Origin of the sequence: Haloferax elongans ATCC BAA-1513 (genome assembly GCF_000336755.1) — an archaeon.
GTDB classification, from domain to species: Archaea; Halobacteriota; Halobacteria; order Halobacteriales; family Haloferacaceae; genus Haloferax; species Haloferax elongans.
The window spans coordinates 143359-166324 of sequence record NZ_AOLK01000024.1; the positions used below are offsets into that span (position 1 = coordinate 143359).

Below are 22966 nucleotides of genomic sequence, written 5' to 3' on the forward strand. Positions count from 1 at the left end.
GCATGACGACCCGACCCACTCGGTCACTTCGGCTCACGCCGCATCTCGCGGTTGCCAGCGTCGGCTACGTGGTGTTTGCTTACGCCGCGGTTCCCGACGCGCTGATGGCCGCTTACGGGGTCGGGTTCACCGAAATCGGCTTGCTGATGAGCGCGGCACTCGCCGCGTTCGTCCTCGTGCAGGCTCCAACGGGCCGCCTCACCTCGAAAACGGCGACGACGCGGCTGCTCCTCTACGGGACGGCCGCCCACGCCCTACTCGCGGTGTTGCTCGACGTGGTGTCGGGATTCGCCGCACTGCTCGCGCTCCGCGCGCTCTGGGGGCTGGCTGGAGGCTTCGTCCTCTCGGTCGGCGCGACCCACATCGCCCGCCTCTACTCGGGGCAGGCCGCGACGCGGCAACAGGGCCTCTACGGCGGGATGCTGACGCTCGGCGGCGCGGTCGGCTTCGCTGTCGCACCCGCGCTCGTCGAGGAAGGGCTGCTCCACGGATTCGGCAGTGGGCTACTCCACAGCCCCGGCGCGGTGCTGGCGACTCCAGCACTCGTCGTCCTCGCGCGGGAGCGCCACGACACGCTCACAGTCCCAAAGTCGGGGACCTCACCCGGCACCTTCTCGTCCACGCTCACCCTCGCGGTGGCGCTGGCATCACTGTGCTACGTGGCCATCATCGCCTCGTACATCACGCTCTCGACGTTCATCACGGCCTACGCCGCAGACATCGACGTGACCGGGCCACTCAACGTGGCCGTCTTGCTGACGGCCACGCTCGGGCGGGCGACCGGCGGCGCGGCGGTCTTCCAGTTCTCGATAGGCGACCCGTGGTTCATCGCCGGAGCGACCGCGCTCGCGGCGGCCTGCTTCGCGGGACTCGCCGGACTGGGCACCTCACCACTCACCTTGGTGTTGCCCGTGGCGGCGATGCTCGCCGTCTCGGTTCCCTTCGGGGCAGTGTTCTCGGTCGCTGCCGACGCCGCCGTCCACGAAGGTGCCGCAATCGCGGTCGTCGTCGCGGCGGGCAACGTCGCGGCGCTCGTGCTTCCGGCGGTCACCGGCATGCTGCGCGACGCCACGGGCACCTACGCGAGCGGGTTCGCCCTGCTCGCCGGACTCAACGTGGTCGCCGTCGGCGCGGCCACGCTTCTCGGAACGAACCGGTTCTCACAGACTCACCAGACATGACTCACAGACACAGACAAACGGACGTATCGCCAGCCGTGGAGGAGGGTCGCTGATGGCATCGGCGGGCCTCCTCGACGCGCTGTTACAAGGACTCATCACGGGGATGATTATCGCAGCGGGCGCGCTCGGCCTCTCGCTTATCTACTCCATCGCGGAGGTTCCGAACTTCGCCCACGGCGATATGATAACCATCGGTGCGTACCTCGCACTCGCTTTGAACAAACCCGGGGCGATTCCCTTCGTTCCCGAATTCGGCGGCCTCCCGCTCATCGCGGCGGGCATCCTCGGCGTCGCCGTCGCCGGTAGTACCGGGGCAATCTACGAGGTCGCCATTTTCCGGCGGTTCCGCTCGAAAGGAGCCGACCTCATCACGATGGTCATCGTCTCGCTCGGCCTCGCGCTCGTGCTCAGAAACGTCGTGTTGTTCCTCGTCGGCTCGGGGAACATCAACTACGACACCGAGCGCGTCACCAACACCAACGTCGAACTCTACCTGACCGGAAACGGGCTGAGCGTCCAGACCGTCCAGCGACAGGCCGGTGACCTCGTCACGCTCGGCGAGTGGGGCTACGGCTGGCTCTCGCTGCTTGCTATCGTCGCTCTCGCCGCCGCGGTCGGCATCGGCGTCTACCGCTGGCGGAGCGACGACGCCTCCTTCGAGACGGTCCACCTCGTCTCGCCGCGCATCTTCGGCATCGCTTCGGGCATCACCGCCCTCGCCGCCCTCGCAACCGTCTTGCAGGGCGCACCGCACACCATCGACGCCGCAGTCTGGTCGACGAGCGTCGGCGTCAGCATCAAATACGGCGTCATCATCGGCCTCACGCTGGTGACGATGCTCGCCATGAATCTCCTGCTCAAGGGGACGAAGACGGGTCGCGCGATGCGCGCCACCGCCGACAACATGGCGCTCGCAGAGATTCGCGGGGTCAACATCGACCGCGTCCAGCTCGTCGTCTGGGTTCTCGCCGCGCTTTTGACCGCGCTCGCGGGCGTCCTGACGGGCTGGTTCGCGAGCAACCTGAATCCAAATATGGGCTTTTCACTCCTGCTTCCCATCTTCGCCGCCGTCATCATGGGTGGCATCACCTCCCCCTACGGGGCGGTGCTCGCCAGTCTCATCATCGGCGTCTCGATGGACGTGGGCGTCTTCCTCCTGCCCGCGGAGTTCGCGACGTACCGGACCGCAATCGCCTTCGTCATCCTCATCGGCGTCTTGCTCGTCAAGCCCGAGGGACTGTGGGGTGACGTCTGATGGCGCTTGCTGACTTCTTCATCAGCCTGCTCACGTTCGTCACCATCTACAGCCTCTTCGGGCTGGGACTCAACGTGAAGTTCGGCTTCACCGGCCTCATCGACTTCGGCCACGTGGCGTACTTCATGATTGGCGCGTACGTCACCGTCTTCGTCGCCATGCCAGCGGGTCTCTCAGAGACCTACGAGGGCCTGACGGGACTTGGTCTCGCCACGGCCTTCGCGGGAGTCCCCGGCGGCGACCTGCTCGGCTGGCTCGTCGCGCTCGTCATCGGGATGGCCGCCGCGGCGCTCGTCTCGGTGTTGGTCGGCATTCCGACGATACGCCTCCGCGAGGACTACCTCGCCATCACGGCGCTCGGTATCGCCACCATCCTGAACGCGATCTTCCACAACGAGCGCTGGCTGTTCAACGGCGCGTTCGGCATCCGCGAGGTTCACGAACCCCTCTCGGGCGCGTTCCCCATCGGAACGGGGAGCTTCCAGCTGAACCTCCTGCTCTTCGGCCTGCCGTCGGTGGCCATTCTCGGTTACGCGGCCTACCGCACAGCCAAGGTCGTCCGCCCGCTCAGTGTCCGTCCGGCACTGCTTGGGACTGGCGCGACTCTCGCGCTCGCCGGGAGCGTCGTCTTCGTCATCACGACGATGACGGGGCTCGTCGTCGACCTCGGCGTGTTCGTCCTCAACGTGGACAACACCATCGCGTTCGTGCTGCTGGTCGGGTCGGTCGTCGCGGGCCGGGCGGCGCTCACGGAGACCGACCACATCGGCGCGCTGCTCGCGCTCGCGTCGGCGCTCCTCTTTACGCTGTGGTACCTCGGCCAGCCGCTCGTCGCGTTCGTGACCGAAGGTGAGACCGCAGACCTGCTTCTCAACCTGTTTTGGCTCTACGACGCCACCGCAGGCTCGGCAGGCGGACTGGACTACGACCGGTTCTTCTTCCTGTTCACGCTCGCGTTCCTCGTGGGCGCGTACCTCTGGGTCGAGCGCACGGTCAACAGCCCCTACGGGCGCGTCCTGCGCGCAGTGCGCGAAGACGAGTCGGTGCCCGAAGCACTCGGGAAGCCGACGTTCCGCTACAAGATTCAGAGCCTGATGTTCGGGTCCGCGCTTGCGGGCGCTGCGGGCGGTCTCTGGGCCGCCAACATCGGCTTTATCGACCCGACGCAGTTCGCCTCGACGGTGACGTTCTTCGCCTACACGGCGGTCATCATCGGCGGCACCGCGAACAACCGAGGCGTCATCCTCGGAACCGCGGTCTTCTGGGTCATCAACTCGGGGACGCGCTTCCTCGACGACTTCTTCCCGAGCGAGTACGCCCAGCAACTCGCGGCGCTGCGGCTCATCCTCATCGGGGCGCTGCTCATCGTCATCCTCTACTACCGGCCGGAGGGGATGCTCGGCGAGCAGGACTACGACATCGACCTCGGCCGGGGAGGTGTGAGCGATGACTGAGATTCAAAACCCGATTCTCGACGTACAGGGCCTCGAAAAGCACTTCGGCGGTATCACCGCCATCGGCGGCCTCGATATGCGCGTCGGCGAGGGTATCACCGGCCTCATCGGACCGAACGGCGCGGGGAAGACGACGTTCTTCAACTGCGTCACCGGCGCGCTCACTCCCGACGCGGGTCGCGTCGCCTTCGCCGACGGTGACATCACCGGCAAGCGCCCCTCGGCAGTCGCACAGGAGGGACTCGTTCGGACGTTCCAGATTCCACGGGAACTCCCGGAGATGACCGTCCGCGAGAACCTCCAACTGGCACCGCGCGGACAGAGCGGCGAGCGTCTGGCGCAGGCGTGGCTCCGCGGCGACGAGTTCGCCGACGACGAACGACGCGTCCGCGAGAAAGCAGCCGAGATGGCCGAGTTCCTCGAAATCGACCACGTCCTCGACGCGAAAGCGGGGACGCTCTCGGGCGGCCAGCGCAAGTTGCTCGAACTCGCCCGTGTCCTCCTCACCGAACCAGACATGATTCTGCTCGACGAACCGCTCGCGGGTGTCAACCCCACGCTGGAACAGAAGATTCTCGACCGCATCCACGACCTCGAATCGCAGGGGTACAGCTTCCTCTTTATCGAACACGACATCGACGTCATCATGGAGACGTGCGAGCGCGTCGTCGTCATGCACCAAGGGCAAGTCCTCACGTCGGGCGAACCGGCGGACGTAAAGAGCGACGACCGCGTCATCGAGGCCTACCTCGGGGAGGAGGTCTAAATGCTCGAAATCACCGGACTCGACGCTGGATACGGCGACCTCCAGATTCTCACCGACGTGGACATGCACGTCGACGACGGCGAGTACGTCACCATCGTCGGCCCGAACGGAGCCGGCAAATCGACCGCGATGAAATCTGTCTTCGGACTGACCACCCACATGGACGGCACCATCACCTTCCGCGACGAGCGGATAGCGGGTATCGACACGCCCGAAATCATCCGTCGCGGCATCGGCTTCGTTCCCCAGACGGACAACATCTTCCCGACGATGACCGTCCGCGAGAACCTCGAAATGGGGTCGTACATCGACGAAGAGTCGGCCGACGAAGCGCTCCAAGCGGTGTTCGACCGCTTCCCCATCCTCGAAGAGCGCCAGCGCCAGCGCGCCGGAACCATGTCCGGTGGCCAGCGCCAGATGCTCGCGATGGGTAGCGCGCTGATGCTCGACCCCGACTTGCTCCTCCTCGATGAACCCTCGGCGGGGCTCGCACCCGACCTCGTCGACGAGATGTTCGACAAAATCGACGAAATCAACGAAGCAGGGACGGCCATCCTGATGGTCGAACAGAACGCAAAAGAGGCGCTTCGACGCTGTGACCGCGGGTACGTACTGGTCAACGGCGAGAACGCCTACGACGGCCCGGGGACCGAACTCCTCGGAGACGACGAAGTGCGCCAGCGCTTCCTCGGTGGCTGAGCCTCGCTCGGCCGCCCTCAGGGTCTTGTCAGAGAGACCCCACTGGCACGACGAGTCAACATCGGATGTTGGTGAGAATCCACGTTCCGACCGTCTTTTTCGACAGTCGCTTTCTTACGATGATTGTGACAGCGACGATATGACCACCAAAATTGTCGTCTGAGAGCGTTCACGTCCCGACGGTGAGAGTTGAACCGCGCGACGACAGTCTTTCCGATGGACGGATCACTGCCGGAAATTAAGTCATTGTTTTTACACTATCGGGTCGTAAGCCAGCTATGGCGACGACAGAACCCATTCAAATCACCGACTTCGACTTCATGGAAGGCGACGACGGGAAGACGCTCGTCGTCGTCGAGATGCGTAATGCGAGCACGGAAGCACAGACGCGAACGCTCAACGTGGTCGGGTCGTCGGGTGGAAACGAACGCGAGGGGTCGGCGACCGTGACGGTGTCGCCAGAGAGACCGCAGTCGGTCGAAGTCCCGCTTGGCCTCGAATTCGAGATGTTTCGTGTTCGCGGCGACCTCTCGTTCGACCTCGAATAGTGTGGCTGGGTTCGACCTGAAATGGGTGGCCCGTGCGTTCGACCTGAAGCAGATATTCGACGCGAAGCAGTGGTCGCGTCAGTTCCACCCGAAATAGACGTCTGTTCTGCTCGATCAGAGACAGGCTGTCGCCTGAATCGACCCTATGTGGACGATTCCTGCCGATACTGGTCGAGTGTCTCCTGTACCGCACCCCACGAGACCGGGGGTTCGAACTCGTCGATAGCCGACTGGAACGCGTCGAGGTCGTCGCCGTAGCGGTCTGTCCACGCCGACTGTGCGAGCGAATCGAGTTGTTCGGCGAGCCGTCCGGCTCGGGCGTCGATGTCGTCGAGTCGGTCGCCGATGTCGTCCAGTCCCCCGGTCTCGTCGACGTCGTCTCGACTCGCCAACTCCCGCAGATCGTCGAGTTCTGCCCGCACGTCGGCGACGAGGAGCGGGACGACGCGACACCGGAGCGCCGCCTCGTACCACGCGTGGGCCACGTCGTTGCCGTCACTCACGGAACTTGATACGTTTTCTCGCGTGCGCGCGATGTCGTCGAGCGACTGCTCCAGTGCGTCCACGTCGGTGTCGAGGTCGCGCCGCCGCAGGTCGTGGTCGGCCAACCAGCGTTCGAAGTCTTCGAGTTCGAGTTGCGTGTCGTCGGCCGCCATCTGGACCGTTTGGGCGTCCGAAGCGATGTCCCGCAGTCCGGTCACGAGGTCGAAGACGGGGCGGTCGTCGCGTTGCCAATGTGAGAGCGACTGCAGTTCGGACCCAAGTCCAGAGACTCGCTTTTCAGCCGCGGTAACAGTCTCTTCGAACGAGTCGAGGCGGGTTCGGACAGCGTCCACGTCGGTGACGTCGCTGGCTTCTTCTTCGGCCTCTGAGAGCGCGATTTCAGCCAGTTCGACGCGCGTCTCGGCCGTGGAAAGCATCATCGACGTGTCCGTCACGGCGCTGTCCACGGCCGACTGGGTAACGACACCGTCGTCGTCAGTAACGTGGTCGAGGACGGCGCGCACGTACTCGGGGTCGCGCGTCTCGTCTTCAGCGAGGAGTACGTCCACGGCGTCGTCCTTCGACAGCCCGACGATGCACTTCGGGGCGTCGCTGTCTCCGTCGTCCATATTTGAAGTCGTCTGACCGCCGCATTCTACATTCTATCGGTCAGAGAATATATAGCAGAACGTAGCACTCAGTCCCCATCATATGTGGTTGTAGCAGTCACGTACTGTATTAGCGGCGTCATACCGCTCATTATTACTACAGTCGAATACTATTGGACTAAAGTAGTATTATAAACGCATTTTATTATATCACGGGTCGGTGCTGGTGATGGCGCGCGACTCCAAGCAGCTCACAGAGAGCGTATCACGTCGGAAATTCCTCGTCGCATCCGGTGCCGCCGGCCTCGCTGGTCTGGCAGGATGTAGCGGTTCCTCGGGTTCGGAGACGGACGCAGCGACCGATGCTCCCGAAACTGAAGCGGAGACTGACGCCCCCGAAACCGAAGAAGAGACCGCGAAGCCGGAAGACAACGAGCCAGAGATGCTCACCGCCGAGGGTTCCTCGACGGTCTACCCCATCGCGAACAAAGGCAGCTCCTACTGGAACTCTAACGCACCGCCGAGCGACGGTGAGTACTGGGGTTCGAGCTCCGAAGGCACCGTCCCCGGCTGGTCCGAACTCGGCGAGCCAGACATGCGTCTCGCAGACTACTTCGCGAGCCTCTACGGCTTCGAGCCGACCGAAACGCAGGCGAACCCGCCGTTCGCGACCAGCATCGGTCTGAGCCACTCGGGTACCGGTTGTAAGTCCGTCCGTGACGGCCTCGTCGACATCGGTAACTCCTCCGGTCCCATCACGGCCGAACTCGGAATCAGCGAAGCAGAGCGCGACGAGAAGTACGTCGACCACGTCGTCGGCCGCGACGGTCAGCCCGTCGTCGTCTCGAAGGACATCTTCGACGCCGGTGTCACGGAACTCACCGGTGAAGAAGTCAAGAAAATCTACCAGGACGAAATCACGAACTGGAAGGACGTCGGCGGCCCGGACAAGGAAATCTACGTCGTCGGCCGTGCGGAAGGGTCCGGTACGGACACCTCGTTCCGCCTCAACATGCTCGGTGACGCCGATGCGTCGATGGAAGGCGTCGACACCCGGAAGGGTCAGAACCAGCAGGTCAAGACGGTCGTCCAGCAGAACGAAGGTGCCATCGCGTACATGGCACTCGCGTTCACCGGCCCGCAGGTCAAGCCCATCGGTATCGAGTTCGAGGGCACGCTCTTCGAGCCTGACAAGGACGCCGAGAACACCATCTTCGACAGTGCCTACCCGCTCAACCGTGACCTGCACCAGTACACGACCATCACGGACGGGACGCCCAACGGCACCGACAAGCGCGAAGCGGCGTTCATCAACATGTTCCTGACGACGTTCGGCCAGGAGCTGTTCGTCGAGGCGAACAACTACATCCCGCTTCCGACGAAGGACCTCGAAGCCGAGAAGGCGAAGCTGCCCGACCAGGCGTAACTCCCCGGTCCGCACGCAGCACAGGCCTGGACTCGTTCTTCACCATTCATTTCAATTTCAATCATGACCATACTGCCAGACAAAGACGCCGGCGACCTGCGAGCCGCAGCACGGCGTGAGGTCCAGCGGGGGCGTGACTTCGTCGACGAAGCCGACCCGGAGGCGCTCGTCACGGTGACAGTCGCCTCGGTGGCACTTCTCGCCGCGTTCGTTGGCTTTCTCGCCGTGTCGTCGCTCACAGCCATCCCGTTCGTGGTGTTCCTCATCGCGTCCGGGTACGGCTGGTTCAGACATCAAGAACTGACCGCGCGCGTCCTCACGCTGACGACGACCGTCTCGACGATTCTGATACTCGGGCTCATCCTCGTGTTCATCTTCGTCGAGGCGTGGCCGACCGTCGAGTACGCGACTGTGACGGTGTTCGGACTCCCCATCCCCGGGCTTCGACTCTTCATCGACACCCGCTGGAGTCCGGTCTCGCCGCCAATTCGCTACTCGTTGGTGCCGATGATTCACGGGACCGTCCTCGTCACCATTATCGCGACGGCCGTCGCCGCACCACTGGGCGTCGCGGCCGCGCTCTTCCTGAGCGAAATCGCACCCCGAGCGGTCCGCGAAGTCGTCAAACCGGGCGTCGAGATTCTCGCCGGAATCCCGTCTATCGTCTACGGATTCATCGGGTTCACCATCCTCAGCCCGTGGGCGTCGGACCAGTTTTCCATCGTCGGACAGGGAACGTACCTGTTCGTCGGCGTCGTCGTCGGTCTGATGGCGCTTCCGACCGTCGTCTCGGTCGCCGAAGACGCCCTCAACAGCGTCCCCGAATCCATGAAAAGCGGGTCGCTCGCGCTCGGCACGACCGACTGGCAGACGATGACCTCGATTACGCTTCCGGCGGCCTTCTCGGGCGTGTCGGCGGCGGTACTCCTCGGTGTCGGCCGCGCCATCGGCGAGACGATGGCCGCGACCGTGATGCTCCGCGGGAGTCCGGGCCTCACGAAGCCACTGTACAACGTCTTCTACGGAAACGATACCCTGACCTCGCTCATCGCGGCAAACTACGGTGATGCCGACGGCCTGCAACTCTCGGCGCTGTTCGTCGCCGGTGTCATCCTGTTCATCACGGTGCTGTTCCTCAGCATCGGGTCGCAGTACATCGAGGCGCGCATGCGGAAGAAGCTCGGAGGTGCCGAATAATGGCTGGCGCAGTCGAATCCGAACTCGTCAGCGAAGACACCTCCGAGACGGAAGCCGTCGCGGCGGCCGCGGTGGGCGTCGCCGCAATCCTGTTCGCGCTCTCGCTCGCCGCGCTGTTCGAACTCGTCACGATTACTGACACCGTCGCGGGCATCCCGATGGTCGCACTTCTCGGCGCACTGTTGATTCTGCTCGGTCTCGGCGTCGTCGGCTTCGGCGTCGGGTCGCGACTCGGCTACGTCGCCACCAACCCGCGACCGTCTGCGGGCTTGGTCGCGGCAGTCGCCTTCTCGGGTATCTGGTTCGTCGTCGGTGGCCTCGTCGCCTCCCAAACGCTCGGACTCGGAACTATCGGCTGGGGCGGCGTCGCGTTCGTCACCGGTGGGCTGGCGTTCGCCGTCACCGCGCTCCCCCGCGAAGACATCGGCTCGACGCTTCCGGCAGGTCTGCTTGCAGTGTTTGCCGGCGCTGTCTTCGTCACCGGTCTCATTGGCCCAGGGTGGGTGTGGGACCTCGGGTGGGAGCAGTCTGCGTCGTTCAATGCTGAGTTCACCATCCCGGTGATTACGGCGTTCTGTTCGCTCCTCGTTTCGTGGGGAGCCGCCAAATCCTACGGCGGATTCGGTGCTCGCGGCCGACACGTGGGCGCGTATCTCCTCGTCTATCTGAACGCTCTCTCTATCATCGCCGTGCTGTTCCTCCTCGTCGCGTTCACCGTGTTCAAAGGCCTTCCGGGGCTGTTCAACAGTATCTCGTTCGGCCTCGGAGTAGGACCCGAGACGACCCTCTTCGGGTTCACGTTCGCGTGGCCGCTCTCGTGGCCGTTCGTGATGAACGGTGTCGCGCTTCTCAACGACGTCAACGGCGTTCTTCCGGCTATCGCTGGAACCATCTGGCTCGTCATCGGGGCCGTACTGTTCGCCGTCCCGCTCGGCGTTGGTGCGGCGGTGTTCATCACCGAGTACGCCGAACACGGCCGGTTCACGCAGGTTGTCGAAATCGCGACGAACGGCCTCTGGAGTACCCCGAGTATCGTCTTCGGGCTGTTCGGCCTCGCCTTCCTCGTTCCGCGTCTCGGAAACGGGAAGTCGCTCTTGGCCGGGATGCTCACGCTCGGATTCATGCTCCTCCCGCTTGTCGTCATCACCAGTCGCGAGGCGATGCTGGCGGTTCCCGACGAGTACCGCGACGCGAGCGCGGCCCTCGGCGTCACCAAGTGGCAGACGATTCGCAGCATCGTCCTGCCCGCGGCACTTCCCGGTATCGTCACGGGAATCATCCTCGGCGTCGGCCGCATCGCGGGCGAGACCGCACCGATTCTCCTAACCATGGCCGGCAGCGTCGCGCCGCCGGGCAGTCAGACGGTGGACGTTATCGGCGGCTTCCGATTTATCTCGTCGCCGCCGTTCGTGGAGAATCCCGAACTTCTGCAGGCGACATCTGCACTTCCGTACCAACTGTACTCGCTTATCACTGCGGGCGTCGGGCAGTCGTCGAGCATCGCGAACATCGAACAGTTCCGGTGGGCGACGGCGCTCATCCTGCTCGTGGTGGTCTTAGGCTTCTATGCGGTGGGTATTGCGACCCGGTACTACTTCCGGCGGAAACTACAGCACGAGTGACCAATGACTGAAACGACACAATCGACAGATACGGATCAGGCGGCAGAATCGGCGCAGACGAGCGATATCGAGATGCAGGGCTCGGGTCAGCCACTCGAAGTCACGGCTGGCGAGACGCGAGAGAAGACTCGCGACGAGTGGACCGACTACGAGTTCGAAGGCGACGCGAAGTTCGCCGTCGAAGACCTCGACGTGTACTACGGCGACGACCACGCGCTGAAGGGCGTCTCGATGGATATTCCCGAAAACAGCGTGACCGCGCTCATCGGCCCCTCGGGCTGTGGGAAGTCCACGTTCCTCCGGTGTCTCAACCGGATGAACGACCGCATCAAGGCGGCCAGTGTGGACGGCACCGTCGAACTCGACGGCGAAGGCATCTATCAGGACGGCATCAACCTCGTCGAACTCCGCAAGCGCGTGGGCATGGTGTTCCAGTCGCCGAATCCGTTCCCGAAGTCGATTCGGGACAACATCTCCTACGGCCCGCGAAAGCACGGCGACCTCGAAACGGGCTTTCTCGCGAACCTCCTCGGCCGGAGCGACGACGAGGAAGTCGAGGAACTGGTCGAGCGCTCGCTCACGCAGGCCGCTCTCTGGGACGAGGTCAAAGACCGCCTCGACGACAACGCACTCGGACTGTCCGGTGGGCAGCAACAGCGACTCTGCATCGCCCGCGCGCTGGCGACCGAGCCAGACGTGCTCTTGATGGACGAGCCCGCGTCCGCACTCGACCCGATTGCCACCTCAAAAATCGAGGACCTCGTCCACGAACTCTCGGAGCACTACACCGTCGTCATCGTCACCCACAACATGCAGCAGGCGGCGCGTATCTCCGACCAGACCGCCGTGTTCCTGACGGGCGGCGAACTCGTCGAGTACGGCGATACCGAGCAGGTGTTCGAAGACCCAGAGAGCCAACGCGTCGAAGACTACATCAGCGGCAAGTTCGGGTGAGGAAAGTGGCACCGAGCCGACCCCCGAACGGTCGGCCGCCCGCGGCAGTGAGCCACTGGTCCCCCGACACTGTCGTGGACACGCGCACGGAGAACCATGGAGACACGTAAGATACAACAAGTCAGCAACGGGACGTTCACGGTCTCACTGCCGAGAGACTGGGCGGATTCGGTCGGTATCTCCGCCGGGGCGGTCGTCGACCTCCACACGCACATCGACGGCCTACTCGTGATTCAGCCACCGGAGAGCGAACTGGACACGGTCGCCGCAGTCGAAATACAAACCGAGTGCGGTGACACGGCCCACCTCGAACAGACCCTCCGTGCGGCCTACGCCGCCGGACCGAGTGAAGTCGTCCTTACCGGAAGTAGCGAGTTCACCGGCAGCCAGAAACAAGTCATCCGCAGCGTCGTTCGCAACCTCGTCGGCGTCACCATCGTCGAGGAGTCGGTGTCACACGTCGTCGTGCGAAACGTCCTCGACTCGACGGAGGTGTCGGTTCGGCAGTCTATCCGCCAACTGCAGTTCGTCGCGCTGTCAATGCACCGCGAGGCGACCACTGCACTGACGAGCGACGCGCCCGCGGTGGGCGGTGCCGACCAAGACGACCGCGCCGACAGACTGTACGCGATGGTCGAACGGCACTTCACCCGGAGCCTCGAACGCCTCGACGAAGTCGACGCGCTCGGCGAGACCCGCCGGGAGTTGTTTCGGCTCCACGAGACCGCACGCGAGTTAGAGCGCATCGCCGACCACGCAGAACGAATCGCGGACGTCGCGACCGCAGTCGACAAGTCGCTCGCTGACCCACTCGCAGAGGACGTGTCAGCAGTCGCCGAGCGCGCCCGCGATGCCGTCGAGTCGGCTGTCGATGCTGTCTTCGACGATGGGAGCATCGAGGACGCCCAGTCGGTGTTCGAAGCTCGGGACGACGTGTTCGAGCGCGTCGACGCCCTCGAACGCGAGTTGTTCGACGCAGCCGACGCCGAGTACCAGTACACCCACGCGCTCGACAGCATTCGCCGGACGGCCGCCCACGCCGGAAACATCGCCGAGCGAGGGTTACAAACCGCTATCTGTCAGCAGGAACCGGCCGACGTGGCAGTCGACTTCGGCGGGAACGAAGGCGTCGGAAGCCAACGCGTCGGCGAGTAAGTCCCCGCAGGCACACTCACACATCGTATTCGATAGCCCAGTGGTGAAGGTGGGCGAACACAGGAAACAGCGCTTTGCCTTTCTCTGTCGGTTCGTACTCGACTCGCGGCGGCATCTCGTCGTAGGCACGCCGAGTCAGCAATCCCGCCTGCGTGAGTTCGTGCAACCGTGTCGAGAGCGTGTTCGGCGGGACGTCGAGGTCAGATTCGAGGTCACTGAATCGCAGTGGCCCATCTGCGAACGCGAAGGCGCTGAGAATCGACATCGCGTGGACTTTCCCGAGCACCGAAAGCAACGACGCGACCGTCTCCTCGATTCGCGCTCGCTCGTCGGGGTCGAACGACGCTCGCAACGCGGTCGCTTCCTCGCGGGAGAGTTTTTCGCCGATTTCGGGCGTGGGTGCTTCCCCAGTGTCGGGTGTAGGCGGCGTCTCGGACGTAAGTTCGTCCTCGTCTGTGGGCGGCGTCTCAGCCATGCCTCCTTCTACACCGCCATCCGTAATGAGCACTCGCACCAGCGTGCTGTTAAACCGCGATTTGAGTTTCGAGACCTTCGATACTTCGAAGATTCGAAGTTGCAAGTATTTCACTTCAACATCCGTATTGTTGGTATGCGAATCACAGTGTTCGGGGCCTCCGGTCGGACCGGCGTCCCCTTCGTTCGACAGGCAGTCGCCCGTGGACACGACGTGGTCGCGTTCGTCAGAAACGCCGACCGCTTCCCGGTGACAGACGAGTCGGTGACGGTCGTCGAAGGTGACGCCTACGAGGGAACTGGTGTCCGAGACGCCGTCCGCGACGCCGACGCCGTCGTCTCAGTCCTCGGCCAGACGAAGTCGGGGCCAGACGACCTACTCACCGTCGCGGGCGACACCGTCGTCGCGGCGATGCGTGACGAAGGCGTCAGCCGGTACGTCACGCTCGTCGGCGCGGGCGTCCGCAAAGACGGCGAATCCGTCTCCCTCTCGGGGAAGGTGATGGGAACGTTGCTGAAAGTACTCGCTGGCGAGGTTCTCGACGACGCGACAGAACACGTTCGGCGGGTCCGAGCGAGGGACCTCGAATGGACCGCCGTTCGCGCACCGCGACTCACCGACGACGAGGCGACCGGCGAGTACCGCCACGGCGACATCGACCTCGGATTCGAGTCCATCGCCCGCGGGGACGTGGCGACGTTCCTCCTCGACTGCGTCGGAGACGATCTGTACGTCCACGACCTGCCAAAGGTGGGACCAGCATGACGGCACAGCGCGTGTTGGTCACAGCAGGAACGGGGACCGTCGGACAGCACGTCGTCCGAGAGTTACGCGATGACGACATCGAGGTACGCGTCGGAACGAGACGGCCACAGTCAGTTCGGGAGGCCAACGACAGCGACGAGTGCGTCGTCGAGTTCGACTTCGTTCGACCCGAAACGTGGGGGGCTGCGCTCGACGGGGTGGACGCCATCTTCCTCGTCAGGCCGCCCGGTGTCGAACAAGGACAGGTCACGGCGTTCGTCGACGCGGCGAGTCGCGTCGGGGTCGAGCACGTGGTCTATCTCTCGACACTCGGCGCGGACAAGAACGTCCTCATTCCGCACCATCGTATCGAATCCCACATCCAGCAGTCGGCGGTCCGCCCGACGTTCCTCCGCGCGTCGTTCTTCAGCCAGAACCTCCACGAAGTCCACGGACAGGACGTCGTCGAACACCACGAGATTTTCGTCCCCGCAGGCACGGGTGAGACGAGTTTCGTCGACGCTCGTGACGTCGCCGCCGTCGCCGCTGTCGTGCTCACGGACGACCGTCACGACAAACAAGCCTACGACCTCACCGGTCCCGAGGCACTCCGATACGACGAGGTTGCAGCGGTGTTCAGCGACGCTCTCAACCGCCGAATCACCTACGCCGAGCCGTCGATTCCGGCGTTCATCCGTCGAATGCTCTCCAGAGACCTCCCGCTGTCGTACGTCCTCCTGATGGTCGGCATTTACAGTACGGCGCGATTCGGCTTCGCTGGTCGCGTGACCGGCGACGTGGGACGGCTGCTCGGTCGTCCACCACGAACTGTCCGAGACTACGTCGAAGACTACCGAGACCGCTTCGAACCCGCCAACCCTCCGGCAGCGACACACTCCCCGGAGCGATGACGCCACCCAGTACGGTTGTGCGCATTAATCGCCCACCCGGAGCAGAATTACCCGCTGACGCCCTTCCTACACACCAATGACAAGTAGTCCGACGCGAACGGGAACCCGCAGACGATTCCTCCAACTCGCAGGCGCAGGGACAATCGGTCTCGCTGGCTGTCTCGGCGGTGGGTCGGGGTCGGCAGACGGAGGCGGCGGAGACGGAAGTGGCGGAGACAGTGAAAATGGCGGTGGTGGTGGCGATGAGAACACGGCCGGTGACGGCGCGTGGCGTACCACCGAACTCACCGACGTGCTCACGGGCGAGACGTTCACCGTCGAGGGGCTTCTCGACCGCCCGGTCCTCCTCGAAACGTTCGCAGTCTGGTGTTCGAACTGTCTGCGACAGCAAAAAGAGATGATTTCGTTCCACGAGGCGGTCGGCGACGACGTGGTGACCGTCGCCCTCGACATCGACCCGAACGAGGACGCCGAGAAGGTCCGCGAGCACGCCGAGCGCCACGGCTTCGACTGGCGATACGCCGTCTCGCCCGAGCCGGTGACGAAAAGTCTCACCGACGAATTCGGCTCGTCGATGGCGAGCGCGCCGACCGTCCCGATGCTTCGTATCTGCCCTGACGGGACGGCAACCCGTCTCAAGAACGGGCACAAGACCACCGAGTTCCTCCGCGAGAAAGTCTCTGAGTGCTGATGGGGCTCGGTACGAAACTCCTCGAACTGTTCGTCATCGGCGTCGGCACGCCACTGACCGCGGCGTGTGCGCTCCCGCTGTACCCCGGATTTCTCGCGTATCTCGCCCGACAGAGCCGACAGGGAGGCGACGACGCCGGGGCCGGAGCTACCTCTGCACCTACCGGCCTCCCAATCGCCGTCCTCGGCGTGCTCGTGACGCTCGGTGCAGTGACGTTCATGCTCGGCGTCGGCGTCCTGTTTTCGCTCCTCTTGGAGGTTTCACTCACGGCCGTCGTCAGTGTCGTCTCCCCGGTCGCGTTCGGTATCCTGTTCGTCGTGAGCCTCGCACTCCTCGCGGACGCGAAGATATTCACTCGCATTCCGACTATCGAACCGCCGGAGACCAGACACCCGGCGCTGTCGGCGTTCTCCTACGGATTCTTCTTCGGAGCCATCATCCTCCCGTGTAATCCCGGGTTCATCGCGCTGTTCTTCGCTCGCGTGCCAGTCCTGTTCGATACGGCTGCCGAGAGCCTGCTCGGCTTTCTCGCGTTCGGCCTCGGTATCGGCGCGCCGCTGCTCGCGTTCGCACTCGTCTCCGAGCGCTACAGTCGGCAGGTGACTCGCTGGTTCGCCCGCCACACCACCGCAATCAACCGCGTCACCGGCGCGGTCATGCTCGTCGTCAGCGTCTACTATCTCCTCGTCGTCTTCGACGTGCTCGGCGTCGCCGGGGCGGTCGAGATGGTCTTCGATGCAGTTCTCAGCCCGTTTACTGGCTGATTTTCTATCGAGTCGTCGTCCTGTCGGTTGTCCGTAATAGCGCCTTTGACGCTTCGACCCGTCTCTCACGGGAGAGACGATGGAACCCCGACAGGGGGAACGCGGCGACCAATCCGTGCCCGAACAGACCCGGCTCTCGCTTCTCACCAGCAACCTCAGACGCCTCGATAGGCAGGCCTGCCGCGCGTTCGTCGCCGACCTCTGGGCAGCCCGTGGGTTCGAGACGCAGGTCGATGGCGCGGTCATTCGGGCGACTCGCGGCGGGCGACGCACGACGATTCTCCCCGTCTCCGGCCAGCGTCGCGATAGATTCCGTTCGTCGAACCCCAGCGTTTCCGGGGTGGAAATCGACGTGGTCGCTTCCTTCGGAACCAACAATCGCGGGGCGCGACTCGCAGACGAGCACGACGCTCGACACCTCGACGCGACTGCGCTCTCCGAGATGCTCCTGTACGCGCTCGACCACAACGTGGCCGACGCACTCTGCGAGCGCCACTTCGGTGCACCGCTCGATGGTCTTCTGCCGCCACTTTCGACGCGCACGCAGTACCGCATCGAATACGTTCGACAGCGCGTCTCTCGTGTCGGGCGTCGCGTCACCAGTCCTGTCGCCCGTGGGTTCCGCGTCGGTCGGAATCTGGTACCCGACACCCCTCAGACGAGCCGAGGGGTTGCAACACTTCTCGTCGTCGCCCTTCTCGTAAGTGGCGCGGCAGTCGCACTCGGTCTCGTCGACAACCCATTCGACGAAGACGGCCACTCCGGGAGCAACGTGGCCCAAACGACAGCCCAATCTGGCGATAGCGCAGCGAACCAGGCGACCGCAATACCGCCAGACGGGACGGGGCGATTCGGTGATACGCTGGTGTCGCCACCGATGTTCCCCGAGGAACGAGAGCAACCGCCACTCGAACCAGTGGAAGCCGGTGAGCTCGCGGGCGTCCCGGGCGTCGGCCCGACGGGAATTACCAACCTGACGGCACTCAGTGCAGCCCACCAGACAAGCCTCGAAAATCGGTCGTACACGCTGTGGATAGACGAGTACCGACCCCGAGACGACGACCCGAACGAGACGCGCGTCCAGTACGATACCGACGTTACGGTCGACGGAGACCGGTATTTCGTCGCCGAGAACGTCGAAGCGGGTCGCACGCAGGTCCGCTTGCGAGCGGTCTACTACGACGGGACCGACTGGTACGTCGCCGAGCGCGAGAACGGAACCGAGCGCGTTCGTCGAATCGGCGGCAACACGTCTGCGCCGTCGATGGAATTCGACCCGGGGAAACGGAACGAGTCGCTTGTCGGCCAGTATCTCGCCACGCTGAAGACGAACGTCACGGGGAAGGTCCGCAGTGGCACGAACACGTACTACCGTATCGAAGGCGAGACGCGACCGACCATCGGCAGCGACGGCCTCGTTCGAGACTATCGGTTCGTGGCGTACGTGGACAAACAGGGGTTCGTCGCCGACGCAATGGTGACGTACGTCCACCTCACCAGCGACGGCCCGGTTCGCGTCCAATTCGAATGGACCTACGGCCGACTCGACGAGACGACGCTGACTCCACCGCCGTGGGCCGAAGAAATCGAGACTGCGGACGACGCTCCGCCGTAGTCGCCCGGGAGACGACTACGACGGTCGGGTACGGCAGGAATGGATTACAGCGACCGGTTCGGGAGGATGCTCGGGTCCGGCGTGTACGTGACCGTCGCGTCCACACGGAAGACGTCCGCGAGGAGTTCTTCCGTGACGACGTCGGTCGGCGGTCCCCAGTCGTAGACCGAACCGTCCTGCATGGCGATGAGGTAGTCGGCGAAGCGAGCGGCCTGTGCGATGTCGTGGAGGACGACTGCGACCGTGACGCCGCGTTCCTCGTTGAGTTGGCGAACCGTCTCCAACACGCGCAACTGGTGGTGCAAGTCGAGGTAGGTCGTCGGCTCGTCCAACAGCAGCACGTCGGTGTCCTGTGCGAGCACCATCGCAATCCACACGAGTTGGCGCTGTCCGCCACTCAGGCTCGACACCTGTCTGTCGCGGAGGTGTTCGACCCCCGCAAGGTCGATAGCGCGGTCGATAGCCTGCCGGTCGTCCTCGCCGAGTTGCTCGAAGAACCCACGGTGTGGGTACCGACCGTGTGAGACGAGCTTCTCGACGGTAATCGAACCGGGGGAGTCGTGTTCCTGTGAGAGCAAGCCGAGTTCCCGAGCGAAGGCTCCGTCGTCGTACTCGGAGAGTTTCTGGCCGTCGAGGTAGACGTGTCCCTCGTCGGGCGACAGTTGCTTGGCGAGTGACTTCAAGAGCGTACTCTTGCCGGACCCGTTCGGGCCGACGAGCGCCGTCACCTCACCGCGCGGGATGTCGATTCGGTCGCATTCGACGACCGGGCCATCGCTCGTCGGATACGAAAGCGCGAGTTTGTCGCCGACGAGCGCGCTCTCGGTTTCGCTCGACGCTCGGGTGACGTCAGACTCGGACGCTGCAGCGTCGGGAGCCGCCATCGCGACCTCTTCGGAGGTGCCAGTGCGGGCCTCGTCCGTCTGGCCATCGGCGGCCGCGTCTCGTTCCGATTCCATCCCTGACATCATACCTCCCCCAGCTGTTGTTGTTTTCGCATCAGGTAGAGGAAGTACGGGCCACCGACGAGCCCAGTGACGACCCCGACCGGAAGCTGCGAGGGGCTCAAGAGGAGTCGCGCGCCGACGTCGGCGACGACCATCAACGCGGGTCCCGCGAAGACACACCCGAGGATGAGCCGTTTGTAGTCGCTGCCGACGATGTTGCGAACGAGGTGGGGCACGACCAAGCCCACGAAGCCGACGATACCGGCGACGGCGATGCTCGCTGCGGCCGCGAGAACGGCGACACCGGCGAGGGCGAACCGAACTTTCTCGATAGACATCCCCAGCGAGCGCGCGGTCTGTTCGCCCAAGAGGAGGACGTTCAGCTGTCTCGACCCCGCGAGCGCGAGGAAGATTGCTAATATCGACCACGGCAGGGCGGTTCTGACCTGTTCCCAGTCGGTCCCCGTGAGCGACCCAGTGGTCCACGCGAGGGCGGACTGGACGACGCCGAGGTCGTCGGCGAAGAAGAACAGCCCCGTCTGGAGGCTCTGGAAGACGGTGCCGACGACGACACCGGCCAACACCAGTCGAACCGGGGACGTGCCGTTCTTCCACGCGATGGCGTAGACGATGGCGAACGCGGTCGCCCCGCCGAGTGCGGCGAGAATCGGGAGGAACGCCGACAGCCCGGAGAAGACCACGAGCGTGAGCAAGATTGCGAGTCCAGCCCCGGAGGAGACGCCGAGGATGAACGGACTCGCAAGCTCGTTGCGCGTAATCGCCTGGAAGATGGCCCCGGAGACGGCGAGGTTCGCCCCGACGAGTATCGCAACGAAGACGCGCGGGACGCGAATCGTCCAGACGACGAGTGTCTGCTTCGCGAGGTCGGGAAGCGCGCCACCGAGGAGGAGCGACACCCACACGCTGGGGTTGGAGACGACCGCCGGGTCGAAGACGGCCTGCCACGCCTCGGCGAGACTCATCGAGAACGCGCCGAGGCTGACCTGCACGAGTCCCCCGATGAAGACGACGAGAATCGACGCGAGACAGAGCGACACGAGCGAGCCGTCTATCCATCCGAGTGGGTTCGCCGACTGCGACTCGGTTCGGTGTGCGTCGCTCACAGTTGATTCACCTCGCTGTCGGCTGTGTCGTCATCGCTCGCCTCTCGGTTGCCGTCAGTCGAGTCGAGATACGCCTGAATCTCGTCTTCGGGGAGGGCGTCGAGGACGCGGTCGGTGCCGAGTACGTCCACAAGTCGGCGAATACCGCGGTCCTCCATCGCCTCGACTTCCTCGTCGCTCCGACGAGTCTCGAACGCGCGGTCGATGTAGGACTCACGGAGGTCGGCGAGTCGGTCGTCGCTCACGTCGCAGTCCTCGGGCACTTTACCGTCGAACCACTCGCGCCAGCGGTCTCGGTCTCCCCACTCGCCCGAGAACTCTGTCTCCGGGCGAAGCCAGTCGTAGTGGTCGGCGAGCATGCCGGGATATCCCTGCTCGCGGCGGTGGTCTTCGAGCAGACACCGGGCGACGTGTGCGCCCTGTCCCGCGGAGATTGCGACCTGTGCGTTTCGCTGGCCGGACGGGGAGGCGACGTACAGCCCATCGACCGGCGTTCTGCCGTCTTCGTCCGAGTACGATGGGTCGAAGTGTTCGTGCTCCTCGCCGTGGTGGTCGTGGCGTTCGAACATCGTGTCGTCGTCATCGAGGCCGCGGAGATACGACCCGTCGTACCACGCTGCAGCCAAGACGGCGTCGGTGGCGACGCGTCGTCCGTCCTGTGTCTCGACGACGAATCGCGTCTCGGCTTCGTGGTCGTCGTCTGCGCGGTCGACCGAGACGACCATGTCGGAGACGAGTTCGCCACCCGCGTCGTCGACGTGGGCGTGCAGCAAGTCGAGAAGCGTCTCGACGCCGACGCCGCCGGGGAATCCGGGGTAGTTCTCGACGTAGGCACACCGCTGCAGTGCGGCGTTCCCGCGGTCGAAGACCACGGTGTCGAGACCGTAGCGGGCGGTGAATATCGCCGCTGCACAGCCCGCTGGGCCGCCACCGACGACCACGACGTCGGCGACATCACTCGTCTCGCGTTGCTCGGAAGTGGACATCGTCAGAACTCCCCGGCGACGATATCGGCGACGCGCTGGGCGTCGTAGAGTTGTTCGTCGATATCGTAGAGCGACTCGGCGGTGCGCTGGGTGAGCACGAGGTTCGTAATCGGACCCTGATACAGACTGCCTGCACGGTAGATGTCCCCGTTCTCGACGGCGGTGAGCGCGCTCGCAGTCTCGTGGTTCTGCAGGAAGTCGACGACCGTGGACTCGAACGCTTCGCGGGTCTTCGACTCGTAGCCGCGGAGTAAGAGCACTTCGGGGTCGACTTCGAGGAGCGTTTCGAGGTCGATAGCGGCGCGCGTACCGTGGAAGTCCTTCACGTCGGAGGCGGCGAGGGCGTCCTTCACGCCGAGGTCACGGAAGTGCTTGAATCCGGTTCCGTCGCCGATGATGTACGGGTAGTACTTCTCGGGTTCGTCGCCGACGCCCCAGAGAACTGCCCCGGCGGGGCGGTCGCCCTTGGCCGGAACGACCGATTCGAGGTTCGTCTTGAACTCGTCGTGGAGTTCGACGAACGCCTCGTAGCGGTCGGTGCGCTGGAACACCTGCGCGAGTTTCTCGAAGCCTTCGTACAGAGAGTAGTAGCGGTAGTCCTCGTGCCACGGGTAGTGCTGGGCGTAGATGCAGTTCCCGAACATCGGGGCGACTTCGGAGACGACTTCGTCCACGTCCTCTTGGGTCCAGCCCTTAAACCGGTTCATCAGGAAGTTCGGGTCCATGACGTGCACGTCGGCGTCGAGTTCGTAGAATAGCTCCTTGCTGACGCCGTCCTGATACAGCGAGACCATGTCGCTCTTGTCGACCGACAGCCCCGGAATCGCGTCGTAGTACTGGGTGTGGTACCGTCTCGTCAGCCAGACGGCTTTCGGCGCTTCGAGACCGAGGGCGACGCCCATGTCGGCCCAACTGCCGTTGTTCGCAACCCACGTCTCGGGGACGGACTCGAACTGAACGTCACCGACGGGGTCGATGGAGACGGTGTACGAATCGTCTGGCGCGTTCGTCGTCTGCTGTGTATCGGTCTCGGTCGGCGCGTCCGTCTGCGTCGACGTTTTCGTCTCCGCATCGGCTTCCGAACTCGTCTGTCCCATACACCCGGCGAGCAGTCCGGCACCCGCGATGGCTCCCGCACTGTGAATAATCGACCGACGTGTCGGCCCACTCGAATTCGTCTCGTCTCCGTTCATACGTTTTAGGCTAACCTAAGGCGATAAACTACTTTCGAATTTTAGGCGCTCCTAAAACCTGAGAACGGGCCGAGAAAACAACGAAGCAGAGAATCGTTAAATCGTGGAAGGGGACGTAGCAGATGGCTACGCCGAAGCGACCCACAGTATATAGCGTTCGCGTAGAAA

22 protein-coding genes are annotated in these 22966 nt (G+C 64.0%); 16 read left to right on the forward strand and 6 right to left on the reverse strand.

The window, feature by feature from the left end; genetic code table 11:
* The first annotated feature begins 2 nt into the window (after positions 1–2).
* The 6 genes from C453_RS18680 (at position 3) to C453_RS18705 (ending at position 5903) form a co-directional block, all read left to right on the forward strand.
* Positions 3–1181, forward strand: a complete 1179-nt coding sequence (locus C453_RS18680; RefSeq protein WP_008327070.1) for an MFS transporter — start codon at positions 3–5, stop codon at positions 1179–1181.
* 52 nt (positions 1182–1233) lie between these two features.
* Complete coding sequence (locus C453_RS18685) at positions 1234–2436, forward strand: branched-chain amino acid ABC transporter permease (RefSeq protein ID WP_008327071.1); 1203 nt, start codon at positions 1234–1236, stop codon at positions 2434–2436.
* Positions 2436–3890: a branched-chain amino acid ABC transporter permease gene (locus C453_RS18690; protein ID WP_008327073.1), complete on the forward strand. Its 1455-nt coding sequence runs from the start codon at positions 2436–2438 to the stop codon at positions 3888–3890. The genes C453_RS18685 and C453_RS18690 overlap by 1 nt, the downstream gene beginning before the upstream one ends.
* Positions 3883–4656, forward strand: coding sequence for an ABC transporter ATP-binding protein (locus tag C453_RS18695; protein WP_008327081.1), 774 nt, complete (start codon positions 3883–3885; stop codon positions 4654–4656). Before C453_RS18690 ends, C453_RS18695 begins: the two co-directional genes overlap by 8 nt.
* Positions 4657–5355 carry an ABC transporter ATP-binding protein gene (locus C453_RS18700; RefSeq protein ID WP_008327082.1) on the forward strand — a complete coding sequence of 233 codons (699 nt, stop codon included), beginning with the start codon at positions 4657–4659 and terminating at the stop codon, positions 5353–5355. It abuts the gene before it with no gap.
* Between the two features lie 278 nt (positions 5356–5633).
* The gene (locus tag C453_RS18705; RefSeq protein ID WP_008327083.1) at positions 5634–5903 is read left to right on the forward strand and encodes a hypothetical protein; all 270 of its coding nucleotides are present in this window, start codon (positions 5634–5636) and stop codon (positions 5901–5903) included.
* Between the two features lie 143 nt (positions 5904–6046).
* Here the strand turns inward: C453_RS18705 and C453_RS18710 are convergent, their stop codons facing one another.
* Positions 6047–7015, reverse strand: coding sequence for a hypothetical protein (locus tag C453_RS18710; protein ID WP_008327084.1), 969 nt, complete (start codon positions 7013–7015; stop codon positions 6047–6049).
* Positions 7016–7223: 208 nt separating this feature from the next.
* Between C453_RS18710 and C453_RS18715 the strand changes: the two genes are divergently transcribed.
* The 5 genes from C453_RS18715 to C453_RS18735 all read left to right on the forward strand — a co-directional run bounded on the left by C453_RS18715 (position 7224) and on the right by C453_RS18735 (position 13348).
* Entirely contained in the window at positions 7224–8420 is a 1197-nt protein-coding gene (locus C453_RS18715; protein WP_008327085.1) for a PstS family phosphate ABC transporter substrate-binding protein, read from the forward strand.
* 63 nt (positions 8421–8483) lie between these two features.
* Positions 8484–9617, forward strand: a complete 1134-nt coding sequence (gene pstC / locus C453_RS18720; RefSeq protein ID WP_008327086.1) for a phosphate ABC transporter permease subunit PstC — start codon at positions 8484–8486, stop codon at positions 9615–9617.
* Complete coding sequence (gene pstA / locus C453_RS18725; RefSeq protein ID WP_008327087.1) at positions 9617–11239, forward strand: phosphate ABC transporter permease PstA; 1623 nt, start codon at positions 9617–9619, stop codon at positions 11237–11239. Before pstC ends, pstA begins: the two co-directional genes overlap by 1 nt.
* 3 nt (positions 11240–11242) lie before the next feature.
* The gene (gene pstB, locus C453_RS18730; RefSeq protein WP_008327089.1) at positions 11243–12193 is read left to right on the forward strand and encodes a phosphate ABC transporter ATP-binding protein PstB; all 951 of its coding nucleotides are present in this window, start codon (positions 11243–11245) and stop codon (positions 12191–12193) included.
* 96 nt (positions 12194–12289) lie between these two features.
* Entirely contained in the window at positions 12290–13348 is a 1059-nt protein-coding gene (locus C453_RS18735) for a phosphate uptake regulator PhoU (protein WP_008327091.1), read from the forward strand.
* 16 nt (positions 13349–13364) lie between these two features.
* Here the strand turns inward: C453_RS18735 and C453_RS20075 are convergent, their stop codons facing one another.
* Complete coding sequence (locus C453_RS20075; protein WP_241430795.1) at positions 13365–13823, reverse strand: winged helix-turn-helix transcriptional regulator; 459 nt, start codon at positions 13821–13823, stop codon at positions 13365–13367.
* Positions 13824–13958: 135 nt separating this feature from the next.
* Here C453_RS20075 and C453_RS18745 point away from each other — a divergent pair, with 135 nt between their 5' ends.
* The 5 genes from C453_RS18745 (at position 13959) to C453_RS18765 (ending at position 18548) form a co-directional block, all read left to right on the forward strand.
* Complete coding sequence (locus C453_RS18745; protein ID WP_008327104.1) at positions 13959–14588, forward strand: NAD(P)-dependent oxidoreductase; 630 nt, start codon at positions 13959–13961, stop codon at positions 14586–14588.
* Positions 14585–15478: an NmrA family NAD(P)-binding protein gene (locus C453_RS18750; RefSeq protein WP_008327105.1), complete on the forward strand. Its 894-nt coding sequence runs from the start codon at positions 14585–14587 to the stop codon at positions 15476–15478. Before C453_RS18745 ends, C453_RS18750 begins: the two co-directional genes overlap by 4 nt.
* Before the next feature lie 76 nt (positions 15479–15554).
* The gene (locus tag C453_RS18755) at positions 15555–16169 is read left to right on the forward strand and encodes a TlpA family protein disulfide reductase (RefSeq protein ID WP_008327106.1); all 615 of its coding nucleotides are present in this window, start codon (positions 15555–15557) and stop codon (positions 16167–16169) included.
* Positions 16169–16933 (forward strand): cytochrome c biogenesis protein region, encoded by a 765-nt coding sequence (locus C453_RS18760; RefSeq protein ID WP_008327107.1) that lies wholly within the window; start codon positions 16169–16171, stop codon positions 16931–16933. The genes C453_RS18755 and C453_RS18760 overlap by 1 nt, the downstream gene beginning before the upstream one ends.
* A 79-nt stretch (positions 16934–17012) precedes the next feature.
* Complete coding sequence (locus C453_RS18765; RefSeq protein WP_008327108.1) at positions 17013–18548, forward strand: hypothetical protein; 1536 nt, start codon at positions 17013–17015, stop codon at positions 18546–18548.
* Positions 18549–18592: 44 nt separating this feature from the next.
* Here C453_RS18765 and C453_RS18770 read toward each other — a convergent pair whose 3' ends face one another.
* The 4 genes from C453_RS18770 to C453_RS18785 form a co-directional block, all read right to left on the reverse strand.
* Positions 18593–19432 (reverse strand): ABC transporter ATP-binding protein, encoded by an 840-nt coding sequence (locus tag C453_RS18770; protein ID WP_394295332.1) that lies wholly within the window; start codon positions 19430–19432, stop codon positions 18593–18595.
* Between the two features lie 83 nt (positions 19433–19515).
* Entirely contained in the window at positions 19516–20619 is a 1104-nt protein-coding gene (locus C453_RS18775) for a FecCD family ABC transporter permease (RefSeq protein WP_008327110.1), read from the reverse strand.
* Complete coding sequence (locus tag C453_RS20880) at positions 20616–21605, reverse strand: FAD-dependent oxidoreductase (RefSeq protein WP_008327111.1); 990 nt, start codon at positions 21603–21605, stop codon at positions 20616–20618. Before C453_RS20880 ends, C453_RS18775 begins: the two co-directional genes overlap by 4 nt.
* 2 nt (positions 21606–21607) lie before the next feature.
* Complete coding sequence (locus C453_RS18785; protein ID WP_008327112.1) at positions 21608–22798, reverse strand: ABC transporter substrate-binding protein; 1191 nt, start codon at positions 22796–22798, stop codon at positions 21608–21610.
* Positions 22799–22966 lie beyond the last annotated feature (168 nt).

Excerpts from the sequence above, each read along its gene's own strand:
- pstC (WP_008327086.1), top strand. The coding sequence starts at position 8,484 with ATGACCATACTGCCAGACAAAGACGCCGGCGACCTGCGAGCCGCAGCA.
- C453_RS18755 (WP_008327106.1), top strand. The coding sequence starts at position 15,555 with ATGACAAGTAGTCCGACGCGAACGGGAACCCGCAGACGATTCCTCCAA.
- C453_RS20880 (WP_008327111.1), bottom strand. The coding sequence starts at position 21,605 with ATGTCCACTTCCGAGCAACGCGAGACGAGTGATGTCGCCGACGTCGTG.
- C453_RS18700 (WP_008327082.1), top strand. The coding sequence starts at position 4,657 with ATGCTCGAAATCACCGGACTCGACGCTGGATACGGCGACCTCCAGATT.
- C453_RS18760 (WP_008327107.1), top strand. The coding sequence starts at position 16,169 with ATGGGGCTCGGTACGAAACTCCTCGAACTGTTCGTCATCGGCGTCGGC.
- C453_RS20075 (WP_241430795.1), bottom strand. The coding sequence starts at position 13,823 with ATGGCTGAGACGCCGCCCACAGACGAGGACGAACTTACGTCCGAGACG.
- pstB (WP_008327089.1), top strand. The coding sequence starts at position 11,243 with ATGACTGAAACGACACAATCGACAGATACGGATCAGGCGGCAGAATCG.
- C453_RS18745 (WP_008327104.1), top strand. The coding sequence starts at position 13,959 with ATGCGAATCACAGTGTTCGGGGCCTCCGGTCGGACCGGCGTCCCCTTC.
- C453_RS18710 (WP_008327084.1), bottom strand. The coding sequence starts at position 7,015 with ATGGACGACGGAGACAGCGACGCCCCGAAGTGCATCGTCGGGCTGTCG.
- C453_RS18680 (WP_008327070.1), top strand. The coding sequence starts at position 3 with ATGACGACCCGACCCACTCGGTCACTTCGGCTCACGCCGCATCTCGCG.
- C453_RS18685 (WP_008327071.1), top strand. The coding sequence starts at position 1,234 with ATGGCATCGGCGGGCCTCCTCGACGCGCTGTTACAAGGACTCATCACG.
- C453_RS18765 (WP_008327108.1), top strand. The coding sequence starts at position 17,013 with ATGGAACCCCGACAGGGGGAACGCGGCGACCAATCCGTGCCCGAACAG.
- C453_RS18715 (WP_008327085.1), top strand. The coding sequence starts at position 7,224 with ATGGCGCGCGACTCCAAGCAGCTCACAGAGAGCGTATCACGTCGGAAA.
- C453_RS18690 (WP_008327073.1), top strand. The coding sequence starts at position 2,436 with ATGGCGCTTGCTGACTTCTTCATCAGCCTGCTCACGTTCGTCACCATC.
- C453_RS18750 (WP_008327105.1), top strand. The coding sequence starts at position 14,585 with ATGACGGCACAGCGCGTGTTGGTCACAGCAGGAACGGGGACCGTCGGA.
- C453_RS18735 (WP_008327091.1), top strand. The coding sequence starts at position 12,290 with ATGGAGACACGTAAGATACAACAAGTCAGCAACGGGACGTTCACGGTC.
- C453_RS18770 (WP_394295332.1), bottom strand. The coding sequence starts at position 19,432 with ATGGCGGCTCCCGACGCTGCAGCGTCCGAGTCTGACGTCACCCGAGCG.
- pstA (WP_008327087.1), top strand. The coding sequence starts at position 9,617 with ATGGCTGGCGCAGTCGAATCCGAACTCGTCAGCGAAGACACCTCCGAG.
- C453_RS18705 (WP_008327083.1), top strand. The coding sequence starts at position 5,634 with ATGGCGACGACAGAACCCATTCAAATCACCGACTTCGACTTCATGGAA.
- C453_RS18785 (WP_008327112.1), bottom strand. The coding sequence starts at position 22,798 with ATGAACGGAGACGAGACGAATTCGAGTGGGCCGACACGTCGGTCGATT.
- C453_RS18695 (WP_008327081.1), top strand. The coding sequence starts at position 3,883 with ATGACTGAGATTCAAAACCCGATTCTCGACGTACAGGGCCTCGAAAAG.